Here is a 21609-nt window from a genome sequence, read left to right as displayed (position 1 = left end):
TTTTCTGTTTTCTTTGATAGAATGTACCTAAGGATGACAAATTATCGATCATTGCCGGCAAGGCTTGAATGGACCAAGATGGACGGTCCGAGGGTTCCGGCACGTGAAATTAGCCTGTGGAGGGAATAAAGGATGAACTGGAAATCTTTTGTATTTGGAATCGGGATCGGAGCAGCGGGCGGTTATCTGCTTAAAGAAAAGCTTGATGATTCCCGCCTTATTTCTGCTGAAAAAGTATTAAAAGACGTCAAACTTTCTTTCAAAAAAGAAGGCGGCATCGATGGTTCATGGATCGGGATGAAGCCTGAAGACTATCAGAAGCACTCCGTCAGCACCAAAGTGTATAAAGGCGGCATATCAAGACGGAAAAACGGTGAGCTTGAGCAGTATGAGTTCGTAGCTGACGCTTATACCGGTACCGTTGTGGATGTATACCCTTTAGTGTAAAAAAATGGGATGATCCCGATTATCTCCGGGATCATCCTTTTCTTATTTTTCTCTCATTACCTTATCCATGATTTCCCCGTCCTTATTCCACTTGATGCCTCTGTATACCGCATCATGATAGAAAAGGAACCAGAATTCTTCTTCAATCGCTTTCCCTATCCATTTTTCTTTTGCCCCGATGGACGTCATCGGATAGTCATCATAAGCTAGTACCCATAATGGATTCTTGTGTGCGTGGGTCGGCATGATATCTGCCATATGAATGAATGTCTCTTTGCCATGCTCTATGAGGATGATCGAATGGCCGTCACTGTGACCTCCGGTGTGAACCATCTTGATCCCTGGAAGGACCTCTATCTCGCCTTTGAACGTTTCCACTTGTGACTGAATGCTTTCCCAATTTTCCTTCCAGTATGTATTGCGGGAGCGCACGTTGGGATTCCTCATCTCATCCCATTCCACCTGAGAGGTGTAGATGACGGCATTCGGGAAGACAGGAACCAGTTCCTCTCCCTCGAACTTCGTCAATCCGCAAGCATGGTCAAAGTGCATGTGCGTCATCAAGACCACATCAATATCGTTTGGCGTAAGGCCAAGGGATGAAAGGGATGCTTCAATATCCGATTCCTCATGCACACCGTAATTACGCTTTTGTTTTTCATTCAGTTTCCCTTTGCCGATACCCGATTCGATCAATACATTTTTCCCTTCCCACTGGAAGAATAGCGGGTCGGTTCGCAATTCAATCTGATTGTATTCATTGACTTCATACTTCTTGGACCACAGCGGCTTTGGAACCACTCCAAACATGGCTCCCCCATCCATGTGCGTCACGCCGCCGTTTAACCAGTGTATCGTCAGATCTCCAACCTTCAACGTTTCCATCCTGATTCCTCCTTTGTTCATACCCCTTCATTTTATCAGAATAGATGGACAACTTGTAGGCGAATGCCTCGCCAATCAAAAAACCGCCCTGCGACTTCACAGGGCGGCCTCTCTCTTATGCTTGATGTTGAAACTGGGCTTCGACACGGTAGATCCTTTGCCCTTTGGCTGAGAATTTCTCTTCGTATTCTGTCATGATATTGCCTTCGAATTCACTGTTATGAAGGTCGAGGCTTAAGAAATTCAGATGAAGTCCGTACCATGAGAAACTCTTTAAGGAGTACTCGAATAATCCTTGATTATCTGTTTTGAAGTGGATTTCCCCGCCCTTGATCAGGATTTGCTCATACATGGATAAGAAGTCCTTGTACGTCAGGCGGCGTTTTTCATGGCGATTCTTCGGCCATGGATCAGAGAAGTTCAGATACACTCTATCCACTTCTCCCGCTTCGAAGTATTCCGTGAGATTCCTCGCATCGACATTCAACAGCTTAACGTTCGGAAGTTCCGCTTCGATCAGACGATCAAGAGCCGTCACGATGACACTTTCATATAACTCGATTCCAATATAATTAACGTCCGGATTGGCCCTTGCCATTTCCGTGACGAATTGACCTTTTCCTGTCCCTACCTCGATATGGATCGGGTTATCATTACCAAACTCTTTGTTCCATTGACCTTTTTTCTCCTGGGGTTCTGCCACAACATACTGTGGATGATCACTGATTTTCTCAGAAGCCCATGGTTTATGACGTAAACGCATGTAGACACCTCATTTTTTATTATCGAAAAAACCATACCATGACTCCCCGTCCTATGCAAGAGCCAAAAATGGAATGGAGCGCCCGGTGGAGGTCCGTCCCTCAAAAAAGGGCGCATAATTGAAAAAGGAATTCACACACTAACAGTGAATTCCTTTTTGGGTCTGTTCATTTGAAGGGCCCTTGGGATGTACGTGTTTCATTCCACCATACGAAAAATGAAAGGGTGTACCCGATGCCTTTAAATTCACAGAATCAAATGCAGTTGTTATCAGATATATTAAGCAACCATTCGACGGATTGCTGCGGTTCGGTTTCGGAATGTGAGCAGGTTGAACGGTTGGTTAAGTCATTGATGGTCAATGCCGATATTCACGAAAACGTCAAACCCGTTTTGCAGGAAATTTATCAATACAGTCAGAGCGGGATTTCCTCATCTGACTTAACGAACCATATTACGACGAATAAGCAAAACCTGTCCCAATGGGTCACGGATATGAACAGCTATTCCTGATTCATATCACCTTGTGTAAATATTGAATCCAATGATTCATTTCGTGGAAACGGGCTTTCCCCTTATGCCATTGGATGGATAGGATCGTCTGAGCCACCACATACCATTTCATGCGCAGCTTCAAGTTATCCGTAAGCTCGGCACCATACTGGGTAAGCCAGCTTTCCCACTGATCCTCAGGGATATACCAGTATAACAGCAAGCCTACATCAAAAGCCGGATCTGCAATCATCGCTCCGTCCCAGTCAATTAAATACAACTGGTTGTAATCAGACAGCAGCCAGTTGTTATGGTTGACATCTCCGTGACAGACCACATATTCATCCTGTTGTACTTCCATAAGCTCCTTTTGAAGAAATGAAAGCGCTTCTCTGATGACAGGCAATGAAAGAAGATCGAACTCGAGCCCTGTCTCCACTTCCGTCAGCATATGCTCCGGTTGAAACGGTTCTTTCCCAAGCCGCTCGAGCATGGTTGAAAGAGGCTTCGAGGAGTGGATCTTGTTCAGCAGCCTCGCCACCCGTTCGTCCTTCATCTCTTCAGGCTTCAACTCTCTCCCATTTAACCAGTGTTGTGCCGTGATGACGTCCCCGTTTTCCATTCGTTTTGTCCAAACAAGCTTGGGCACGATTCCTTCTGCTGACAAAACAGCCACAAAAGGGGAAGAATTACGCTTCAGAAATAACCTCTGCTCCTGATACTGAGCAAAGAACGCTTCTCCCGTCGCACCGCCTGCGGGGACTATTTCCCAATCTTGGTCAAATAAGTGTTCCAATATATTCACCTTCTATTGGTCCTTTGTCATGTTTATATGTTCACGTTTATAGGGTCTTTTTTATCATGTTGGTGCCTTATTAAAAGGTCTAATAAAATAAAAAAGACAGCTATTGGGCAATACAAATCAATAGCCATCTGTTTACGATTTTATCGTCATCTTGCGTTTTCGTCAAGCACTGGAATGAATGGTCACCTTACAAATACATAGGAAGACACCGGCCGGAGGGTGATGGAAGTCTCCTTCACATCATACAGGCCGCTTACGCTTGCCTGATTGCCATCCGATAAACAGACCCATTGTTTTCCTTCAGCGAGGGAATATTCGCAGGGTTTTGTATCCGAGTGAAAGACCATGAGGATCTCATCCCATGGACCATATGGATGGACATTCTGATAGGTGACATCCACGAGATTCGCCTTGCTGTGGGACACTTTCACATGCTCCCGGATCAAATCACTTTGTTGAAAACGGAAGGCCCCGTGACTTTTCCGTATCTGGATGAGGGCTTTCACATACCGGACCACTTCGTCGTACTCTTCTCTTCTGACCCAGTCCAGCTGATTGATTTCTACGGGTGAGTTATAGCTGTTCTCGATTCCCTTTTTTGTTCTGAAGAATTCCTGCCCCGCATGGAGAAACGGGATCCCTTGAGACAAGAGCACCATCGTGGTCGCTAATTTGTGCCTGGCCTTAAGAGTTTCTTCCTCTTCATTCATGCATGCCTTCATTTTATCCCACAAGGTATGGTTATCATGGGACTCTACATAGTTGACGGATTGAGCGGGTTCTTTAAAGAGTCCCCGTTCCCCGCTCTTCATTCCGATGCTGCCGGTGAGGACCAGCTCCACCTTCTGTTCGAGATGTCCGTGACCGAGGGCAAAGCCTTTGTCATATAAATTAAACGTGCTTCCTTTAATGGTATCCCTGAACCAATCATTGAATTGTCCGATTCCCTGAAGATGATGGGCATTCCGAAGATTGGCTTTTTGGTGGGGAGGGAGTGGCGTATTCAGATCCCACCCTTCTCCTATTAGAATCGCCCCCGGCAACACTTTATCCACTTCTTCACGGATCACGGTCATCGTCTTGACGTCCAGGATTCCCATCAAATCAAAACGGAAACCGTCGACACCGTATTCTTTTATCCAATAAAGAATCGAATCGACAATGAACTTCCTGGCCATGAGACGTTCTGAGGCAAAGTCATTCCCTACCCCCGTCCCGTTTGACGGTAAGCCATTTTCATCATGTCGGAAAAAATAGCCGGGCACGAGTTTTTCAAAAGAGGAATGTTCACGGATGAACACGTGGTTGTAGACCACGTCCTGAATGACCCTGATATTCTCATCGTGAAGGCTTTGAACCACAGCTTTTAATTCCCTGATCCGCTCATACGGATCTTCAGGCTTTAAGCTGTAACTCCCTTCAGGTGCATTGAAAAATAAAGGATTGTATCCCCAATTATAGGTGGTATCAGAAGGGTTATCCGTCACACCGTCGAAGTCGTTTACGGGAAGCAGCTCCACATGTGTGATGCCGAGCTCCTTCAAGTATTCGATCCCGCTCGAGAATCCTTTCGGTGTCTTCGTTCCTTTTTCCGTAAAGGCGCTGTACTTCCCCCGAAACTTCATTCCACTCTCTTTCTGGGCAGAGAAATCCCTGATATTCAATTCGTAAATCACGCTATCCGTCGGTGAGGCTAATGGGGCGAGGGGAGCAACCTTTTCCCCGGGATTGATGACACAGCCCCACTCGCTATTCAATGAGACCGCTTTCACATAAGGATCGATCAGCTCATCCCAAACGAGATTGATGCACGGGAGGATCGAATACAAATATCCTTCTATATCGTGATCTACCCGGCATTCCCATACACCGTTTTCCATTCTCGTATACGGGTATTGGATTTCTTCATCATCCGGGGAATTGAGCTTCAACCGGACCTCTGTCGCTGTAGGGGCCCATACCTTGAATACGGTGCATCCATCCTGATACGTAACACCGAGGTCATTTCCATCGTAATAGTACCTTTGATCAAATTCTTCGGTCCGTATGACCGCCCCGATCTGAAGGTCCGTCTTTGTCCCATGCTCGTCGACGATTTCATACGTGTCGCCTAAGATGATCTTTTCACTCTGAATGGTCGTCACATATTTCATCGCATCATTCAGGGGGATCTTCTCTTCAATGTGAAGAGCGATCTTTTCATCATCCTTGACCAGGGTGAAGTGATTGGAATTTCCTTCATGATAATCGTATGGAAGGATCATGGTAATTACATTGAAAGTATCTAAAAACGCGTCATAATGCCTGCTAATGACTAACACTTCTGCCACCCACTTTTGTTTAACATTTTCCGACTCTCTGCCATCTATAAGAACTGTATTCGTTAGAATGACCGCTACCTTATAGTATTCACTGCATTTCTATTTGCTCCGCTGTTCACGGTTTCATTTCCCATCTCTATCTTTCATCTTTTATTAAGGTATATGCCTGTTTTTAATGAAGTAGTCAATCAACTCTATTTGAAAGAATATACCCTGTACCCGTCTTCTCAAAACCGACGGCTACTCCTTTGACGCCGCTTCTTCCCACTGCAGCCTCTTGAAGGAAGTCGTTTGACAATACTCCATAATGGCCTGAGCCGCTTTCAATTGGACACTCTTGATCGGTGAAGAGCTTGAACGCTGCTGCTGGAACCATTCATGGTGGATCCGTTTATCCAAAAACTGAATCCCGACTGGGGATTGAGGATAATCTATGTACCCATTCCTGCTTATGACGGCTTGGTAAATGGGCAGTTCCACCCCGGCATAACGGGTGATCTGATGGACGATTCTCTCCATCCTTTTCAAGCCGATAAGGGGATTTAACACCTTTTCTTCCCTATCCCCCCATTTTTTTACCCAGAACCGCTCCCCTGAACCGATATAGGCTGTTCCCTCTTCAAACTCGAGAAAGGTCAAACACCATATGCCTGTAGGGGTGATCAGGACCGTTTCCAGTTCGACGGGTGCATTTTTAATTTTCAGGACGGGGTTGTACATGACAAAAATATTATCCGGGAAGCGTTGAAGAAGATACCGTAATCGTTCGTCATAATGGTAGCTGTTATCCACATAGGATTTCTCCGTGATCGTAGAACTCGCCCATCTCAGCTGAAAATCAAATACAAGGTTCAAGAAGGAAGCTTTCAATTCTTCTTCCGAGTGAATATCCTGACCTGCATCCATGTCCAATTGAAGGTCTTCATCACTCGACTCCGGAATCGTTACTTCTTCTTCATCCTCTTTCTTCTTAAAAAGGGAAAAGAGCTTGTCTTTCATGGAGTTCTTCTCTTCGTCAGCCCATTCCTGGACTGGTGGTGATGGCTTTGGCAGATCTCCATTCTCCCAATGTTGTTTCATTTTTTCCCATTGCTGCTTTTTTAATCGGACAAATTGGGAAGGATATCTATATAAATCCGTTTCGTATCGTGAAACGTAATCTTGAAGTTTAATCAGCTGTGCCATAGGAATCGGTCCTTTCGTGTCGGTCAATTTGCCTGTAAAGGGATGGTGTGGATGGCTTCATACTTAGGCAGCCGGTCCATGTGGGTTTGATATAATACCACTTCTGTTGCTGTAAACGTATGGCGTTCAGGAGGCTTGTATCCATTCAGCCACTCTTGGGTAAAGGGAGCTTCCTCATTCCATTTCCGCCCCACTGTGATATGCGGTGAAAATGGTCTCTGATCCAATTGAAAGCCCGCTTCTTCACATGCACCAAACACAAGGTCCTTGAGACGGTGAAGCATGTCGGAAGGCTCGACCCCCATCCACAGGATCCTCGGGGAATCACTCTTCCCGAACGTGCCAAATCCGCTCAAGGTCAACGGAAAAGAAGGATGCCTCAGCCTCCCCACTTTATCCATGACCGGCACGAGTTCAGCCGCACTCCCCAAAAAGGCCAGAGTCAGGTGATAATCCTCCGGGTGGACCCATTTCTTAAACGAGCCCTCAAGCCTCATCGGCTCCATGCAATCATTCAAATACCGCTTCGTTTCCTCAGGCAGGGAAAGTGCAAAGAAATAGTGAGCTTTCAACATATCACCCGTCCTTTCAGTTATTACTTTCATTTTAGCAAAATGTGTCATGAGAGAGAATGACTAGAAGGAAATGCAATAAAAATGAAATACAAAGCTAATTTATTTGATAACATTTATCTGAATTAGTACGATAGAAGAAGAAAGTTTTCTGAAAGGAAGATGAACATGAAAGTTGTACAAAATATCGCAGAATTGATCGGGGACACCCCCCTTGTAAAATTAAATAGGTTAAACCCTGCTGACGGTGCGGATGTATATGTAAAATTGGAATTCTACAATCCGAGTAAAAGCGTCAAGGACAGAGCCGCTTATCAAATGATCGTGGAAGCGGAAAAAGAAGGCTTCTTGAAAGAAGGTTCAACCATCATCGAGCCTACGAGTGGAAACACGGGGATCGGCCTTGCCATGAATGCAGCGGCACGGGGCTATCGTGCGATCCTTGTCATGCCGGATACGATGACTCAAGAACGGATCAACCTCCTGAAGGCCTATGGAGCTGAAGTGGTATTGACACCAGGGGATGACAAAATGCCCGGTGCCATCGAAAAAGCCAAAGAACTGACAGAGCAGATCCCTAACAGCTTCATGCCCATGCAGTTTGAAAACGATGCAAATCCCGAGGCCCACCGGAAAACAACGGCCCTTGAGATCGTCGAAGCCATGAAGGAAATCGGCAAGCCCCTGTCGGCATTCGTCGCTACGGCGGGTACAGGGGGAACGATCACCGGAACAGGCGAGGTGCTCAAGGAACATTATCCCGAGCTCGCTGTCCATGTAGTGGAGCCGGCGGGATCACCGGTCCTATCCGGAGGGAAACCAGGCAGGCATAAATTGGTCGGTACAAGTCCAGGCTTCGTTCCCGACATCCTGAATACGGATGTATATGATGAAATTCATAAAATCGAAGACGAACAGGCCTATGACATCGCCCGCCGAATGGCAAGCGAAGAAGGGATCCTAGTCGGACCATCATCAGGAGCCGCCTGTTACGCTGCGATCGAAGTGGCGAAAAAATTATCACCTGAAGATGTCGTGGTGTGCATCGCCTGCGATACGGGAGAACGCTATCTATCAAGTGACTTATTCAGATTTTAATAAAACGACAAGAGGCTGCCCCAAATACGTGGCAGCCTCTTTCTTATGTTCATTTAACGCGATGATAATGTGAGATGAATTGTTCGGGAGAAGATTTGACGACGAACGTCCAGACCCCTTCGATCGTGTGAAGATACAAAAACGTATAATAAGCGGACAGGGGCTTACTTGTCACATCCATCACATCACTGATGGTGAAGCTTTTCGTAGGCGTGACAATCCGGTCACTGTACAAATACAGATGCTCCTCCGTCTCTACGGTGAATTGCTGGTTGTCTTCTATTCTTCGTTCGGTCTTCATAAATGGTTGTGAACAAATCAACATGTATTGCCTCCAAAACTGGTTTAACGGGCTTCCTTCCCTTTTCTTTCATTGAACAGCGACTGAAGCCTTTTCGTGACAGCACCTGGTGTTCCTTCTCCGATTTCCTGTCCATCGATCTTGACCACAGGCATCACTTCTGAAGTGGTACTGGCAATGAATACTTCATCTGCTGTCATCAATTCAGAAACGGAAAACGTTTCTTCTTGAAAAGAGATCCCATTTTTTCTGCATAGATCTTCAATGACTCTTCTTGTGATTCCATTCAGGATCAGGTTTGTCACGGGATGCGTATAGATGATCCCGTCTTTCACCATAAAGGCATTGGAAGAGGAGCCTTCGGTTACCGTGTCACCGCGATGCAGAATTGCTTCGAAGTGCCCTTCTGACGCCGCCTCCTGTTTTGCCAGAAGGTTACCAAGGAGATTAAGGCTCTTTATGTCACAACGCAGCCATCTGATATCTTCCACGAGCTTGGCCGTTACGCCCTGCTCCATCTGGTGAGCCGGAACAGGGAAGTCCTTCGTATACGCAACGACACTTCCCACTACATCTCCTGAAGGAAAATGATGCTGACGTGCTGATACACCACGTGTCACCTGTAAATAGACGATTCCGTCCTTGACGCCATTGACGTTAATCAAATGAAGGAGCTTAGATGTGAAATCCTCTTCGCCATACGGGATGGAAAGCTTCATTTTTTCAGCGCTTTGATACAGCCTTTCCATATGCTCCTTCATGGTGAATGTGTTTCCGTCGTACACCCGGATCACTTCATAGATGCCGTCCCCGAATTGATAACCACGGTCCTCGATATCGACCTTCGCCTTGTCACGATCGATCAGTTCCCCGTTTACAAATACTGTGTTCATCCTACCCTCTCCCCCTTCTCTCTCTTATGATTCACACGCTAATTCATAAATCGCCTGGGCGTAAATGGCCGTCGCTTTAAGGAGATCCTCGATATACATGTATTCATCCTTTTGATGGGCAATATCTTCACGGCCCGGGAATAATGCTCCAAAGGCTACACCGGCTTCCAGGCTTCTCGCATATGTGCCTCCACCGATACTCAATAACTCGCCTCTTTCGCCCGTTTGATCTTCATATACTTTTTTCAGTGTCCGTACGAGTTCATCATCCTTGGAAACATGATGAGGCTTGCTGTCTGTGAAATTCTCGATGGAATACCCCTCAATGTTCTCGATGATGCTCTTCCCTTTATCCATATCAAAGGTCACCGGATAGCGCATGTTCAACCCTAATCGTCCGCCTTCAGCTTCCGAGTAGCGGAGCTTCCCGACGTTGATGGTCAGATCCCCCGTAATGTCGTCCGTGTAGCTGACACCAAGCTGGATCCCCCTTGAATCTTTGAAGAAATGCTTAGTCGTGAATTCAAAGAACTGTTTTCCCTGAGAGGAAAGTGGCAGCTTTGATAAGAACGCGGCTAAATAAAGACCGGCATTTTTTCCATTGTCCGGCTCCATGCCGTGTGAAGACACGCCTTCCACCTGGAACACGAGCTCTCCATTTTCGATATAGTAGCTTCCTTTGACCCCTTCATCCTTTGTGAAGATTTCAAAGTTCTGTACCCATTTCGTATGATCCTCATCAACAACCAGGATGGCCTTTGCATAATCAGGTACCATATTGTACCGGCGTCCGGATTCAAAGGAAAGGACTTTGATCCCTGAATCAGCCACCTGCCCGGGCTTCACCTGGACCAGATCATAATCCGCGATCCCTTTTTCAGCATGGATGATCGGAAAATCTGCATCTGGAGCAAATCCCATCGTCGGCATTTCCTCGTTTTTGAAATAATGCTCTACGCATCTCCAATCGCTTTCTTCATCCGTACCGATGATCATGCGGATCCTCTTATTGAAGGTTGGATCCAGATCCTTAACGATTTTCATGGCATAATAAGCGGCCATGGTCGGTCCCTTGTCATCGATCGCTCCACGGGCAAAAATCTTCCCGTCTTTGATTTCACCGCCATAAGGATCGACGCTCCATCCGTCCCCTTCAGGAACCACATCCACGTGACAAAGAATGCCGAGAAGATCCTTCCCTTCACCGAATTCCAAATGCCCGGCAAGGTGATCAACGTTTTTAGGAGTGAATCCGTCTTTTTCACCCAGAGTCAACAGGTAAGACAGAGCTTCCTTCACACCTTTTCCAAGAGGAGCCTCTTCTGTTGCATCCTCTTCATCCAGCACACTTTTGATCTGAAGGAATTTCTGCAAGTCCTTAAGCAAATCATCTTTCCGTTTCTCCACTTCATTCGTCCAATTGATACTCATACACTCCACCTGCTTTATATGTATTGTCTTCCCCTCCCATTTTATACTGTTTGACGGGGAAATCCAAACGAGGCGAATGAAGAAAAATCCTTACTTATGAAAAAGCTCATTTTCTCAAAGATTTATATCGATTATCTTTAAACAAAGCTATTTTTGTAATCATTGTTGCTTTTTTATGTAGCGAGTTGTGGTTGATTTCCGCTACAGGTGCTCGCTTTCCGCGGGGCGTGAGTTGAGCCTCCTCAGGCTTTGCCTTGCGGGGTCTCAACTTTCCCGCAATTCCCGCAGGAGTCGAGCACCTTCCGCTCCAATCAACATTCCAAGTGTAAGTGTTTCTCCTTATAGATTAAATCTCTCATCCTTTCAACTAAAACATTCTCAACTGCATTGAACAAAATAGCTAATGACACTAATAATCTTTTCCTTCATTCAGATGAACCATTTAGCTTTATCAACTATCGCTTCCCCTCAGGCAGATTTTGAATGACATAGCAAATCAAAGCCTAAGAAAAGAGCCTTAAATACTCATAAACCAAATCTTAAGTGGTAATGATTATTAAGCTATCATAATAAGGTTAATCCGGTGATATATAAATAATTTGTTGTTGAAATAAACCATTAACATATCTATGAATTTTTTGTCTTTCCGTCATTAGGCAGTCAGATTATAGAAGCACAGAGTGGATTGTAGCGGAAGGCACTTGACTCCTGCGGGAAATAGAGGAAAGGTTGAGACCCCACAGGGCAAAGCCCGAGGAGGCTCAACTTCCTCCCCGCCGGAAAGCAAGTGCCTGCAGCGAAAAGGAACGGTCTACGTTTTATTCCTACAAACCTCCTCTAGAGCAAATCAACTACTTCCTATCAACTGTGAGGTAGCAATACTCTACACGAAAAGAGCTTTATAGAGATAAATACATATTTTTAGCATTTTCTTCATATTCTAGGAATACACCCAACAAGTTACTAGGTAAATTGTTTGTAAATTTGGACAATATTCTAGAAATTTTGTCGGATTAGGGGTACAATGTAATTGTCTGACATCTTATGAGTAAACTCTATTTGTAGAAAAGGGGTTGTCTAAAGCGCATAGTACATATGGTAGCACGTGAGGTGCACACATGACGCATGTAGTCTTGGCCTTTTTGGAAAAATGATGAGGGAGTGGTTTTTTGAAACCTTCAACCAATCGTATGCTCACTAGAATCAAAGCTGTATACATGTACATCAAACAGAAGGGTACTGTAACAACTCAAGATCTTGTAGACGAATTTGGCATTACTCCTCGAACCATACAAAGAGATCTCAACGTGTTAGCCTATAACGACCTCGTCCAAAGCCCAAGCCGTGGACAGTGGACAACAACAGAGAAAAAAGTGAAGCTGACGTCATAAACAAACATTGACGGCTACAGACTGAACGTACCAGAACAAATATCGGACTAAATGACTGAAATAACAAAAAAACGGGACAGCACCTTTAGCGAAGGGTGCTGCCCCGTTTTTTTATTGGGGTTTATATTCTTTCAGGAGCGTTACTTCCTCTTCCGTCAGTTCACGGTACTCACCAAGCTCCAGGTCTTCATCAAGCTCAAGGGGTCCCATGGTCAAACGCTTCAGATAAACTACGCGCTTCCCGACACTTTCAAACATCCTTTTCACCTGATGGAATTTCCCTTCCGTAATCGTCAATTCGATATCCGAAGTCAGACCCGATTTTAAGATCGTTAAATCCCCCGGCTTCGTTTCATATCCATCGTCCAACGTGACACCATTTTTGAACGCTTCCACATCGGCTTCGGTCACTTCTCCGTCGATCACGGCAAAATACGTCTTCGGCACATGGCGCTTTGGCGAAAGAAGCTGGTGGGATAATTGACCGTCGTTCGTGATCAGAAGGAAGCCTTCCGTATCCTTATCCAGTCTTCCCACTGGAAACGGATTGAAGATTTGATCTTCCAGCTGAAGTAAATCAATCACTGTTTCATCCTGTCCGTCTTCAGTGGCGGAAATGACTCCCGGCGGCTTATTCATCAGCAGGTAGATGTATTCCTTATATTCGACCTGTTCACCGTACAGCATGACGGTATCCTTTTCTGTATCAATATGGACCTTTCCATCCTTGATGACTTCCCCATTCACCTGCAGGCCGCCATCCTTCAATAATTTCTTTACTTCCTTCCGGCTGCCGTAGCCCATATTCGCAAGCATTTTATCTATTCTCAAGTCAATCACACTCCATTCATTATTCCTTTTAAGGTCGTACTTCAACGGGCATGCGCCCTTCCTTCTATTATTCTTCACAGAGGCTGCTGAAGGTAAGCAGCTTTACTCAAAATAAAAAAGGGATGACCACGCATCATCCCTTTTTCTTTTACCCGATACGCAGCTTACTGCGGATTTTCGAAATCTTGTCACCGAACAATTTGTCTGCGAGTTTGCTTCTTAAGCTCAGGTAGAAGTATACGAGTGCTCCCACTCCGCCGCAGATGGCTACAAGGATGATGGATTGAAATCCTGTCTCCGGACTAAGGAATTTAACCAGGACAGCATACAGTACCAATACGACCCCTGCCATAACGGCATTCAAAGCGCCGATGAACATGGTCCTTCTCAAAATCAACCTGAATTGATATCGAGCGTACTTTTTGATCACATAGAGATTGATCAGGATTGCCACTGCATATCCGATCGTTGTCGCAAGCACGGCCCCCTGTGTTTCAAACAGGCGAATGAGCGGGATGTTCAGGACCAGCTTCAGAAGCAGTCCTACAAGCAGGCTGAAAATCGTGAACTTTTGCTCATCAATCCCTTGAAGGATCGCTGCTGTCACCGCAAATAATGCAAACAGGATCGCTACAGGTGCATATGATCGTAAAATCGACGTCCCGAGAGCGTCACTGTGGTAGAACAACGTATACATCGGTTCAGCCAAAAGGGCCAGTCCGAGTGCTGCCGGCACGGTCAGAAACAACAGAATCTGAAAGGTCTGATCAATGTTCCTGCGCATCGTCTTCCGGTCACCGCTCGTATAAGACGTAGTGATCAACGGAATCAGCGTCATGGAAAAAGCTGTCGCCAGTGACACCGGAATGATGACGAGTTTGTGCGTATAGAAGTTCAATACGGCAAAAGCATGGTCCGAGACTTTCGCGTTCCCGATATCTGCCATGGCAGTGTTGAACGTGATCTGATCCACCAGTTGAAACAATGGATTGGCGAGTCCCACAAAAATGAAGGGAATCGAATAAGCAATGATTTCTTTGTACATCGCTTTTAACGAAATCTCTTCGTTCCCCCGGTCCTCTTCAAGGAGTTCATCCAAATGAGGTTTTCGCTTGAACCAATACCAGATCAATGCTCCGAGACTTGCAAGTCCCCCTACGAAAGCTGCGAATGTCGCAACGGAAATGGCCGTTGTCACGGTCCCATCCAGAATGTTCAATACAACATAAATCCCGCCAAGGAGGAAGACGATCCGGACGATCTGTTCAATCACCTGGGAAACCGCTGTCGGCCCCATGGATTGATGACCCTGGAAGAATCCCCGGATCAAACTCATGAACGGAATGATGATCAGGGCAAAGCTCACGGCCCGGATGACGGTGGTCACCTGGGCAACGGAAATGACCTGCTCATCGCTTTTGATCGTCATTTCTGCAAAGATCGGTGCGAATGCATACATAATGAGGAATGATACGACACCAGTCAGCGTCATGAGCAAGAGCCCGGATTTAAATAATTTCCGCCCTACGGCATATTCTCCGATGGCATTATATTTTGAAACAAATTTTGAAACGGCCAGTGGCACTCCTGCAGTCGCTACTGTCAGAAAGATCGTATAAGGTACATATCCATATTGATAAAGGGATGCCCCTTCTTCATGACCTTTTAACAAATCATCAAACGGTATAACATAAAAAAGACCCAAAAACTTCGAAATAAAGGTCCCTAACGTTAAGATAAACGTTCCTCTTATTAATTTAGATGACATAGTATCCCTCTCTATATATCTTGTTGCCCGTTACACAAACAAAATAAAATCCAACTCGAAATTTACACACTATCAGTAGTTTACTACTGTACGAATCGAATGACAATTTTTTTCGAATGTTGTATTTAAAACCCATCCCCTTTAAAATAAGGTGAAACTTCTTTTCTAGAAGCGAATATTAAAAGTTGGTGGAAAAAATGGTAAAAACATACGATGTCATCATCATAGGCGGAGGACCATCGGGATTGATGGCCAGTATCGCAGCCGGGGAAAACGGCGCGAAAGTCCTCCTTGTAGATAAAGGGACAAAGCTTGGAAGAAAGCTTGCGATATCAGGTGGCGGCCGCTGCAATGTGACCAACCGTCTTCCTGTAGAGGAAATCATCAAACATATCCCCGGAAACGGGCGTTTTCTATACAGCGCATTTTCAGAGTTTAATAATGAAGATATCATTTCCTTCTTTGAAAACCTGGGAATTCAGTTGAAAGAAGAAGATCACGGACGGATGTTCCCTGTGTCGAACAGGGCCATGGATGTCGTGGAAGCTTTACTCGGACGCATGAAGGAATTGAAGGTCGACACCCGGACAAGCACCAGTGTCGAAGAGGTTCTGTACGAAAATGGCAAAACGGCGGGCATCCTCTTGAAAGACGGGGAAACGATTGCTGCCAATGCTGTCGTGATTGCGGTCGGAGGAAAGTCCGTCCCTCACACCGGATCGACAGGTGACGGGTACCCATGGGCGACCAAAGCCGGTCATACGATCACGGATCTGTTTCCGACAGAGGTTCCCCTTACATCGGACGAGCCATTTGTGAAAAAGAAAGAGCTTCAGGGCCTTTCTTTGCGAAGCGTCGATTTAAGCGTGCTGAATCCGAAAGGGAAAAAGATCGTCACCCATAAGATGGACATGATCTTCACTCACCTCGGCATTTCCGGCCCGGCTGTTCTCCGCTGCAGCCAATACGTCGTAAAGGCAATGAAGAAATGGAACCTGACACACGTGGCCATGCAGATCGATTCCATGCCCGATCAAAATGAAGAGCAGCTATTCCAATCCCTGAATAAACAAGTGAAGGAAGATGGAAAGAAAGCGGCGAAAAATATCTTTAAAGGCCTGGTTCCTGAGCGATACCTTCTATTTTTACTGGATCGCGCAGAAATCGATCATGATGAAAAAGGAGATCACATCTCCTCAGAAAAAATCCGTCATTTTGCCAAGCTCTTAAAGCAGTTCACCTTCAATGTGAACGGCACACTGTCCATTGATAAAGCCTTTGTAACGGGAGGCGGGGTGTCCATCAAAGAAATCGAACCGAAAACGATGGCTTCGAAAAAGATGGAGGGTCTCTTCTTCTGCGGGGAAGTGCTTGATATCCACGGATACACAGGCGGTTACAATATCACCTCTGCCTTAGTGACCGGCCGGCTTGCCGGGTTGAATGCAGCAAAGGTTTAATGGTCAGAAAGAAAGGTTGATCCTCATCCCCTGAGCGATCAACCTTTTTATTTTCTATACACGACCATGGCAGAGAAGCAATAGATCTGGTCCTCCACTTCCTCCGACATCGCAGCCACATGATATTTAATATCCACGATCTTTTTATCATCCATCTTGCTGAGAAAATGGTTCATATCTTTCTCTAAATCTTTTTCATGCTCATAATCGAATACCTTCACCTGGATCATGGGATCCCCTCCCGGATTGCTTTTGGTACCATTATTGTCAGAATATTATATTTTTAAACAACAGAGACGGGGATTATACACACTACGAGTTGAAACAAGGTAAAAGGATACATATGCATCCTGCTTCTCAGCTTATATATTATGACAATATATTCATTTTTTGTATAAAAACTGAAATATTATAATAATTTTCTAAATTTTCATTTAATATAAGGACGTAAGCCAATTAGGAGGGATATTCATGAAGCACTTAAAATCCACCAGGAACCGCATGCTGGCCATTCTATTTCTTTTCACACTTATCTTAAGCCCCTTACACTCCACAGAGAATCCTTCAACAGCAAACGCATCGAATGACTATGCAGATTTGGATCAGAAAATTCATGACATACTGGCAGATGAACGATTAGATGGGGCGATTGGTTCTGTCAGTGTGCGTGATGCAGAAAGTGGTGAGATCGTTCTTGACCGCTTGGGTGATATCCGGTTAAAAACAGCCTCTAATATGAAGCTTCTTACTGCAGCCGCTGCGCTTCACACACTTGGGCCGGATTTCAGATTCCAGACAGAAATCCTGACAGATGGAGAGATTGTCGGAAAGGTCTTGAAAGGAAACCTATACCTAAAAGGAAAAGGTGATCCGACACTCCTGAAAGAAGATTTTGACAAGATGGCTGCCTTCCTGAAGTCGAAACATATTCAATCGATTCAAGGGAATATCATGGCGGATGACACTTGGTATAATTCGGTCAGACTTTCTGAAGATATGATTTGGAATGATGAATCTTATTATTATGGTGCCCAGATCTCAGCTCTTACCGCTTCACCAAATACTGATTACGATGCTGGTACGGTCATTGTTGAAACGTCTCCTACACAAGTCGGACAGCAAGCAGATATCACACTTTCCCCTGATACAAGCTATCCGACCATCATTAACAAAACGAAGACCGTGGAGAGCGGTACACGGTCGATCAGCGTCACAAGGGAACACGGGTCCAACAATATTATTGTAGAAGGCACTATTCCGGTAGGCAGTTCCACCGCCCGCTCTTGGGTGACCCTTTGGGAGCCGACAGGGTATGCGTTGGATCTATTTAAGAAATCCCTTGTACAAGCAGGAATCCAAGTCAAACAGCAACAGGGGGATACCGGAAAAGCCCCGGCAGAAGCTGAAGTCCTGTACACCAAGGAGTCCATGCCTCTTTCCGAATTAATGATTCCTTTCATGAAGCTAAGTAACAATACCATCGCTGAAACGTTAGTGAAAGAAATGGGACGGGCAGTTCATAACGATGGCAGTTGGGATAGAGGATTGGAGGTCATTGAAGATTACCTTTCAACCCAAGGATTGAACACAGATACCATGCGCCTCCGGGATGGTTCCGGTATATCACACGTAACGAACGTCCCGGCAAATGAGTTGTCGAAGTTACTATATACTGTTCAACAGGAAGACTGGTTTCCTGTCTATTTAAACTCCCTACCCATTGCAGGTGCCAGTAACAGACTCGAGGGAGGAACCCTGAGAAACCGCATGAAAGGAACCCTTGCTGAAGGGAACGTAAAAGCCAAGACCGGAACCATCACAGGGGTTACCGCACTTTCAGGATATGTGACGACGAAAGATGGTAAGGACCTTGTGTTTTCCATCCTATTAAATAACTTTGTTGGCGGTAACCTTAGAGATATTGAAGATAGGATTGCTGTTGCATTATCGGAGTATGAAGTAAATCAAGATTGAGATAGAGTGGATTTTCTATACAAAAACCTTGATTCAAAAAAAGCACATCCCACTCAAAAATGGGATGTGCTTCTATACTATACTATCTCATTATTTCTTCGCAGCCGTATCCCCGGCCCAGTTCATCATGCCGCCTTCCATGTTCACCACTTTATAACCTTGTTCCTGCATATAGTGAGCAACATTTCCGCTGCGGTTTCCGGAACGGCAGATAAAGATATATTCTTTATCCTTGTCAAACTGATCAAGTGACTCAGGGATTTCCCCCATCTTGATATGCTTCGCTCCCGGGATCATACCCTCTGCCACTTCTTCATCCTCACGGACATCCACTAAAAGCAGATCCTCACCGTTCTTCAACTTCTGCTCTAACTCATCCGTCGTAATCGTTTTAATAGTATCCATCTTCTCAACTTCCTTTCCACATTCAATCATTATTCAACACGATTATACCAAAGCCTGTCCCCCAAACAAAAATATCAGACTCAAAAAGAGGGACGGACCTCATCGAAATGCTGATTTAAAGCGATTTACGCTTCAAAACAGGCCCATTTCGAGGTCCGTCCCTCCCATTTATCAGTTGGCTACGATGTTGACTAGTTTGCCTGGTACGGCGATGACTTTGCGGATGGTTTTGCCTTCGATTTGTGTTTTGATTTCATCGTTATCCATCGCTGTTTTTTCAAGGTCATCTTTGGTCATGTCGCGCGGGATCATGACTTTAGCTTTCACTTTTCCGTTCACTTGAAGAACGATTTCGACTTCGTTGTCGACTAGCTTCGATTCATCGAATGTCGGCCATGCTTCGTAAGAGATCGTTCCTTCGTGACCAAGCTTGCTCCAAAGTTCCTCTGTCATGTGAGGAGCGATCGGAGAAAGAAGCTTGATGAAGCCTTCTACGTATTCCTTCGGAAGGGTGTCCGCTTTATAGGCATCATTGATGAATACCATCAGCTGTGAAATCCCTGTGTTGAAACGAAGTCCTTCATAATCCTCCGTCACTTTCTTAACGGTTTGGTTATACGTTTTATCAAGATCACTGTTCGGTGCATCTTTCACTTTAGAGGATAATGAACCATCCTCTTCGACAAGAAGGCGCCATACACGATCAAGGAAGCGGCGAGCTCCATCAAGTCCGTTTGTGCTCCAGGCAATGGATGCTTCCAGTGGTCCCATGAACATTTCATATAGGCGAAGGGTATCGGCTCCGTGAGATTCCACAACCTCATCCGGATTCACGACATTCCCTTTTGATTTACTCATTTTTTCATTATTTTCCCCAAGGATCATTCCCTGGTTGAACAGCTTCTGGAACGGCTCTTTCGTTGGCACTACCCCGATATCATAAAGGAACTTGTGCCAGAAACGTGCGTACAGTAAGTGAAGGACCGCATGCTCGGCTCCCCCGATATACGTATCCACCGGCAGCCATTCCTGCATTTTCTTCGCATCGGCAAGGGCATCTTCGTTATGTGGATCGATATAACGGATATAGTACCAGCAGCTTCCTGCCCACTGCGGCATAGTATTGGTTTCACGACGTCCTTTTTTGCCTGTTTCAGGATCCTCGACGTTCACCCATTCACTGATGTTCGCAAGTGGAGATTCACCTGTTCCGGACGGCTTGATTTCAGTCGTCTTCGGAAGGACAAGCGGCAGCTCACTTTCAGGAACGGTTGTTGTCGTACCATCTTCCCAGTGGATGACTGGAATCGGCTCACCCCAGTAACGCTGGCGGCTGAACAACCAATCGCGTAGACGGTACGTGATTTTCTTCGTTCCGATATTCTTCTCCTCTAACCAGGAAATGGCTTTCGCAATCGCTTCTTCTTTACCAAGTCCGTCAAGGAAGCCGGAATTCACATGATCACCGTCACCTGTGTATGCTTCTTTTTCAACGTTGCCACCAGCGACGACTTCCACGATTGGAAGGTCGAATTCTTTCGCAAATTCATAATCCCGTTCGTCATGGGCAGGAACGGCCATGATGGCACCGGAACCGTAGCTCATCAGAACGTAGTCGGCGATCCAGATTGGCATTTTCTCACCGTTAGCCGGGTTGATTGCATAAGCTCCTGTGAAAACACCGGTTTTTTCTTTTGCAAGATCGGTACGTTCAAGATCACTTTTCGACTTGATCTTGTCGATGTACTCATCCACTTTCGAGCGCTGTGCGTCCGTCGTGATTTCTGCGACGAACGGATGCTCAGGAGCAAGTACCGCATAGGTCGCACCAAAGATCGTATCCGGACGCGTCGTGAACACATCGAATGATTTGTCATGACCTTCGATGGCAAAATTCACTTCTGCCCCTTCAGAGCGTCCGATCCAGTTACGCTGCATGTCTTTGATGCTTTCCGGCCAGTCAACCTCTTCAAGGTCTTCAACAAGACGATCAGCATAAGCCGTGATCTTCAGCATCCACTGCTTCATCGGACGGCGCTCTACAGGGTGGCCTCCGCGTTCACTCTTCCCGTCAATGACCTCTTCATTGGCAAGCACCGTTCCAAGTGCCGGACACCAGTTCACGGCAACCTCATCCACATAGGCTAAACCTTTTTCATAAAGCTTGGTGAAGATCCACTGCGTCCACTTGTAGTAGCCGGGATCAGTCGTATTCACTTCACGGTCCCAGTCGTAGGAGAAACCAAGTGATTTGATTTGTCGGCGGAATGTATCAATATTTTTTTGAGTGAATTCTGCCGGATCATTTCCTGTATCAAGGGCATATTGCTCAGCCGGTAAACCGAATGCATCCCAGCCCATTGGATGAAGGACATTGTACCCCTGCATACGCTTCATGCGGGAAAGGATGTCTGTTGCCGTAAAGCCTTCCGGATGCCCGACGTGAAGACCGGCACCTGATGGATACGGGAACATATCCAGTGCATAGAAATTGGATTTCCCTTCGTCTTCCGTTACCTTGAACGTTTTATTCTCTTCCCAATACTGCTGCCATTTCGTCTCAACACTTTTATGATTAAAACTCATAT

Annotated in this window: 20 protein-coding genes; 6 read left to right on the top strand and 14 right to left on the bottom strand. The window is 45.7% G+C overall.

Features of this window, described 5'->3' with window-relative positions:
• Positions 1 to 132: 132 nt before the first annotated feature.
• Positions 133 to 447, top strand: a complete 315-nt coding sequence (locus tag N5C46_RS19550; protein ID WP_261749873.1) for a PepSY domain-containing protein — start codon at positions 133 to 135, stop codon at positions 445 to 447.
• Between the two features lie 42 nt (positions 448 to 489).
• On the opposite strand, the gene N5C46_RS19545 is transcribed toward N5C46_RS19550, so the two are convergent.
• Together N5C46_RS19545 and trmB are read right to left on the bottom strand one after the other, a co-directional pair.
• Complete coding sequence (locus tag N5C46_RS19545) at positions 490 to 1332, bottom strand: YtnP family quorum-quenching lactonase (protein WP_261749872.1); 843 nt, start codon at positions 1330 to 1332, stop codon at positions 490 to 492.
• Between the two features lie 115 nt (positions 1333 to 1447).
• Positions 1448 to 2095: a tRNA (guanosine(46)-N7)-methyltransferase TrmB gene (gene trmB / locus N5C46_RS19540; RefSeq protein ID WP_261749871.1), complete on the bottom strand. Its 648-nt coding sequence runs from the start codon at positions 2093 to 2095 to the stop codon at positions 1448 to 1450.
• 233 nt (positions 2096 to 2328) lie between these two features.
• Here trmB and N5C46_RS19535 point away from each other — a divergent pair, with 233 nt between their 5' ends.
• The gene (locus N5C46_RS19535; protein ID WP_034765629.1) at positions 2329 to 2607 is read left to right on the top strand and encodes a YtzH-like family protein; all 279 of its coding nucleotides are present in this window, start codon (positions 2329 to 2331) and stop codon (positions 2605 to 2607) included.
• 1 nt (position 2608) lies between these two features.
• Here N5C46_RS19535 and N5C46_RS19530 read toward each other — a convergent pair whose 3' ends face one another.
• The 4 genes from N5C46_RS19530 to thpR form a co-directional block, all read right to left on the bottom strand.
• Positions 2609 to 3382 (bottom strand): phosphotransferase family protein, encoded by a 774-nt coding sequence (locus N5C46_RS19530; RefSeq protein ID WP_034765627.1) that lies wholly within the window; start codon positions 3380 to 3382, stop codon positions 2609 to 2611.
• 191 nt (positions 3383 to 3573) lie between these two features.
• On the bottom strand, positions 3574 to 5712 hold the full coding sequence (gene pulA, locus N5C46_RS19525) for a type I pullulanase (protein WP_261749870.1): 2139 nt from the start codon (positions 5710 to 5712) through the stop codon (positions 3574 to 3576).
• 240 nt (positions 5713 to 5952) lie between these two features.
• Entirely contained in the window at positions 5953 to 6897 is a 945-nt protein-coding gene (locus tag N5C46_RS19520) for a nuclease-related domain-containing protein (RefSeq protein ID WP_261749869.1), read from the bottom strand.
• A 23-nt stretch (positions 6898 to 6920) separates the two neighbouring features.
• The gene (gene thpR / locus N5C46_RS19515) at positions 6921 to 7472 is read right to left on the bottom strand and encodes an RNA 2',3'-cyclic phosphodiesterase (RefSeq protein ID WP_261749868.1); all 552 of its coding nucleotides are present in this window, start codon (positions 7470 to 7472) and stop codon (positions 6921 to 6923) included.
• A 165-nt stretch (positions 7473 to 7637) separates the two neighbouring features.
• Between thpR and cysK the strand changes: the two genes are divergently transcribed.
• Positions 7638 to 8567: a cysteine synthase A gene (gene cysK, locus N5C46_RS19510; RefSeq protein WP_261749867.1), complete on the top strand. Its 930-nt coding sequence runs from the start codon at positions 7638 to 7640 to the stop codon at positions 8565 to 8567.
• Between the two features lie 49 nt (positions 8568 to 8616).
• On the opposite strand, the gene N5C46_RS19505 is transcribed toward cysK, so the two are convergent.
• From N5C46_RS19505 to pepV, 3 genes are read right to left on the bottom strand one after another with little or no spacing between them, the layout of a single operon-like run.
• Positions 8617 to 8892: a hypothetical protein gene (locus N5C46_RS19505; protein WP_098439293.1), complete on the bottom strand. Its 276-nt coding sequence runs from the start codon at positions 8890 to 8892 to the stop codon at positions 8617 to 8619.
• 20 nt (positions 8893 to 8912) lie between these two features.
• On the bottom strand, positions 8913 to 9761 hold the full coding sequence (gene dat / locus N5C46_RS19500) for a D-amino-acid transaminase (protein ID WP_261749866.1): 849 nt from the start codon (positions 9759 to 9761) through the stop codon (positions 8913 to 8915).
• A gap of 24 nt (positions 9762 to 9785) precedes the next feature.
• The gene (gene pepV / locus N5C46_RS19495) at positions 9786 to 11192 is read right to left on the bottom strand and encodes a dipeptidase PepV (RefSeq protein WP_261749865.1); all 1407 of its coding nucleotides are present in this window, start codon (positions 11190 to 11192) and stop codon (positions 9786 to 9788) included.
• Between the two features lie 1169 nt (positions 11193 to 12361).
• Here pepV and N5C46_RS19490 point away from each other — a divergent pair.
• On the top strand, positions 12362 to 12583 hold the full coding sequence (locus N5C46_RS19490) for a DeoR family transcriptional regulator (protein ID WP_034765604.1): 222 nt from the start codon (positions 12362 to 12364) through the stop codon (positions 12581 to 12583).
• Positions 12584 to 12694: 111 nt separating this feature from the next.
• Here N5C46_RS19490 and N5C46_RS19485 read toward each other — a convergent pair whose 3' ends face one another.
• Positions 12695 to 13420 (bottom strand): pseudouridine synthase, encoded by a 726-nt coding sequence (locus N5C46_RS19485; RefSeq protein ID WP_336275589.1) that lies wholly within the window; start codon positions 13418 to 13420, stop codon positions 12695 to 12697.
• Positions 13421 to 13562: 142 nt separating this feature from the next.
• A complete protein-coding gene (locus N5C46_RS19480; protein WP_224522131.1) occupies positions 13563 to 15182 on the bottom strand; it encodes a putative polysaccharide biosynthesis protein in 1620 nt (539 codons plus the stop codon).
• Between the two features lie 197 nt (positions 15183 to 15379).
• Between N5C46_RS19480 and N5C46_RS19475 the strand changes: the two genes are divergently transcribed.
• Entirely contained in the window at positions 15380 to 16642 is a 1263-nt protein-coding gene (locus tag N5C46_RS19475; protein ID WP_261749863.1) for a BaiN/RdsA family NAD(P)/FAD-dependent oxidoreductase, read from the top strand.
• Positions 16643 to 16689: 47 nt separating this feature from the next.
• Here N5C46_RS19475 and N5C46_RS19470 read toward each other — a convergent pair whose 3' ends face one another.
• Positions 16690 to 16872: a sporulation protein Cse60 gene (locus tag N5C46_RS19470; protein WP_034765594.1), complete on the bottom strand. Its 183-nt coding sequence runs from the start codon at positions 16870 to 16872 to the stop codon at positions 16690 to 16692.
• A gap of 241 nt (positions 16873 to 17113) precedes the next feature.
• On the opposite strand from N5C46_RS19470, the gene dacB reads away from it, so the two are divergent.
• Complete coding sequence (gene dacB / locus N5C46_RS19465) at positions 17114 to 18616, top strand: D-alanyl-D-alanine carboxypeptidase/D-alanyl-D-alanine endopeptidase (RefSeq protein WP_261749862.1); 1503 nt, start codon at positions 17114 to 17116, stop codon at positions 18614 to 18616.
• 90 nt (positions 18617 to 18706) lie between these two features.
• Here dacB and N5C46_RS19460 read toward each other — a convergent pair whose 3' ends face one another.
• Together N5C46_RS19460 and leuS are read right to left on the bottom strand one after the other, a co-directional pair.
• On the bottom strand, positions 18707 to 19021 hold the full coding sequence (locus N5C46_RS19460; protein ID WP_261749861.1) for a rhodanese-like domain-containing protein: 315 nt from the start codon (positions 19019 to 19021) through the stop codon (positions 18707 to 18709).
• A gap of 171 nt (positions 19022 to 19192) precedes the next feature.
• Positions 19193 to 21607, bottom strand: a complete 2415-nt coding sequence (gene leuS / locus N5C46_RS19455; RefSeq protein WP_261749860.1) for a leucine--tRNA ligase — start codon at positions 21605 to 21607, stop codon at positions 19193 to 19195.
• Positions 21608 to 21609 lie beyond the last annotated feature (2 nt).

The sequence above is a fragment of the Rossellomorea vietnamensis genome (genome assembly GCF_025398035.1).
Classification (GTDB): domain Bacteria; phylum Bacillota; class Bacilli; order Bacillales; family Bacillaceae_B; genus Rossellomorea; species Rossellomorea vietnamensis_B.
This window is presented reverse-complemented; position numbering and strand designations above follow the sequence as displayed.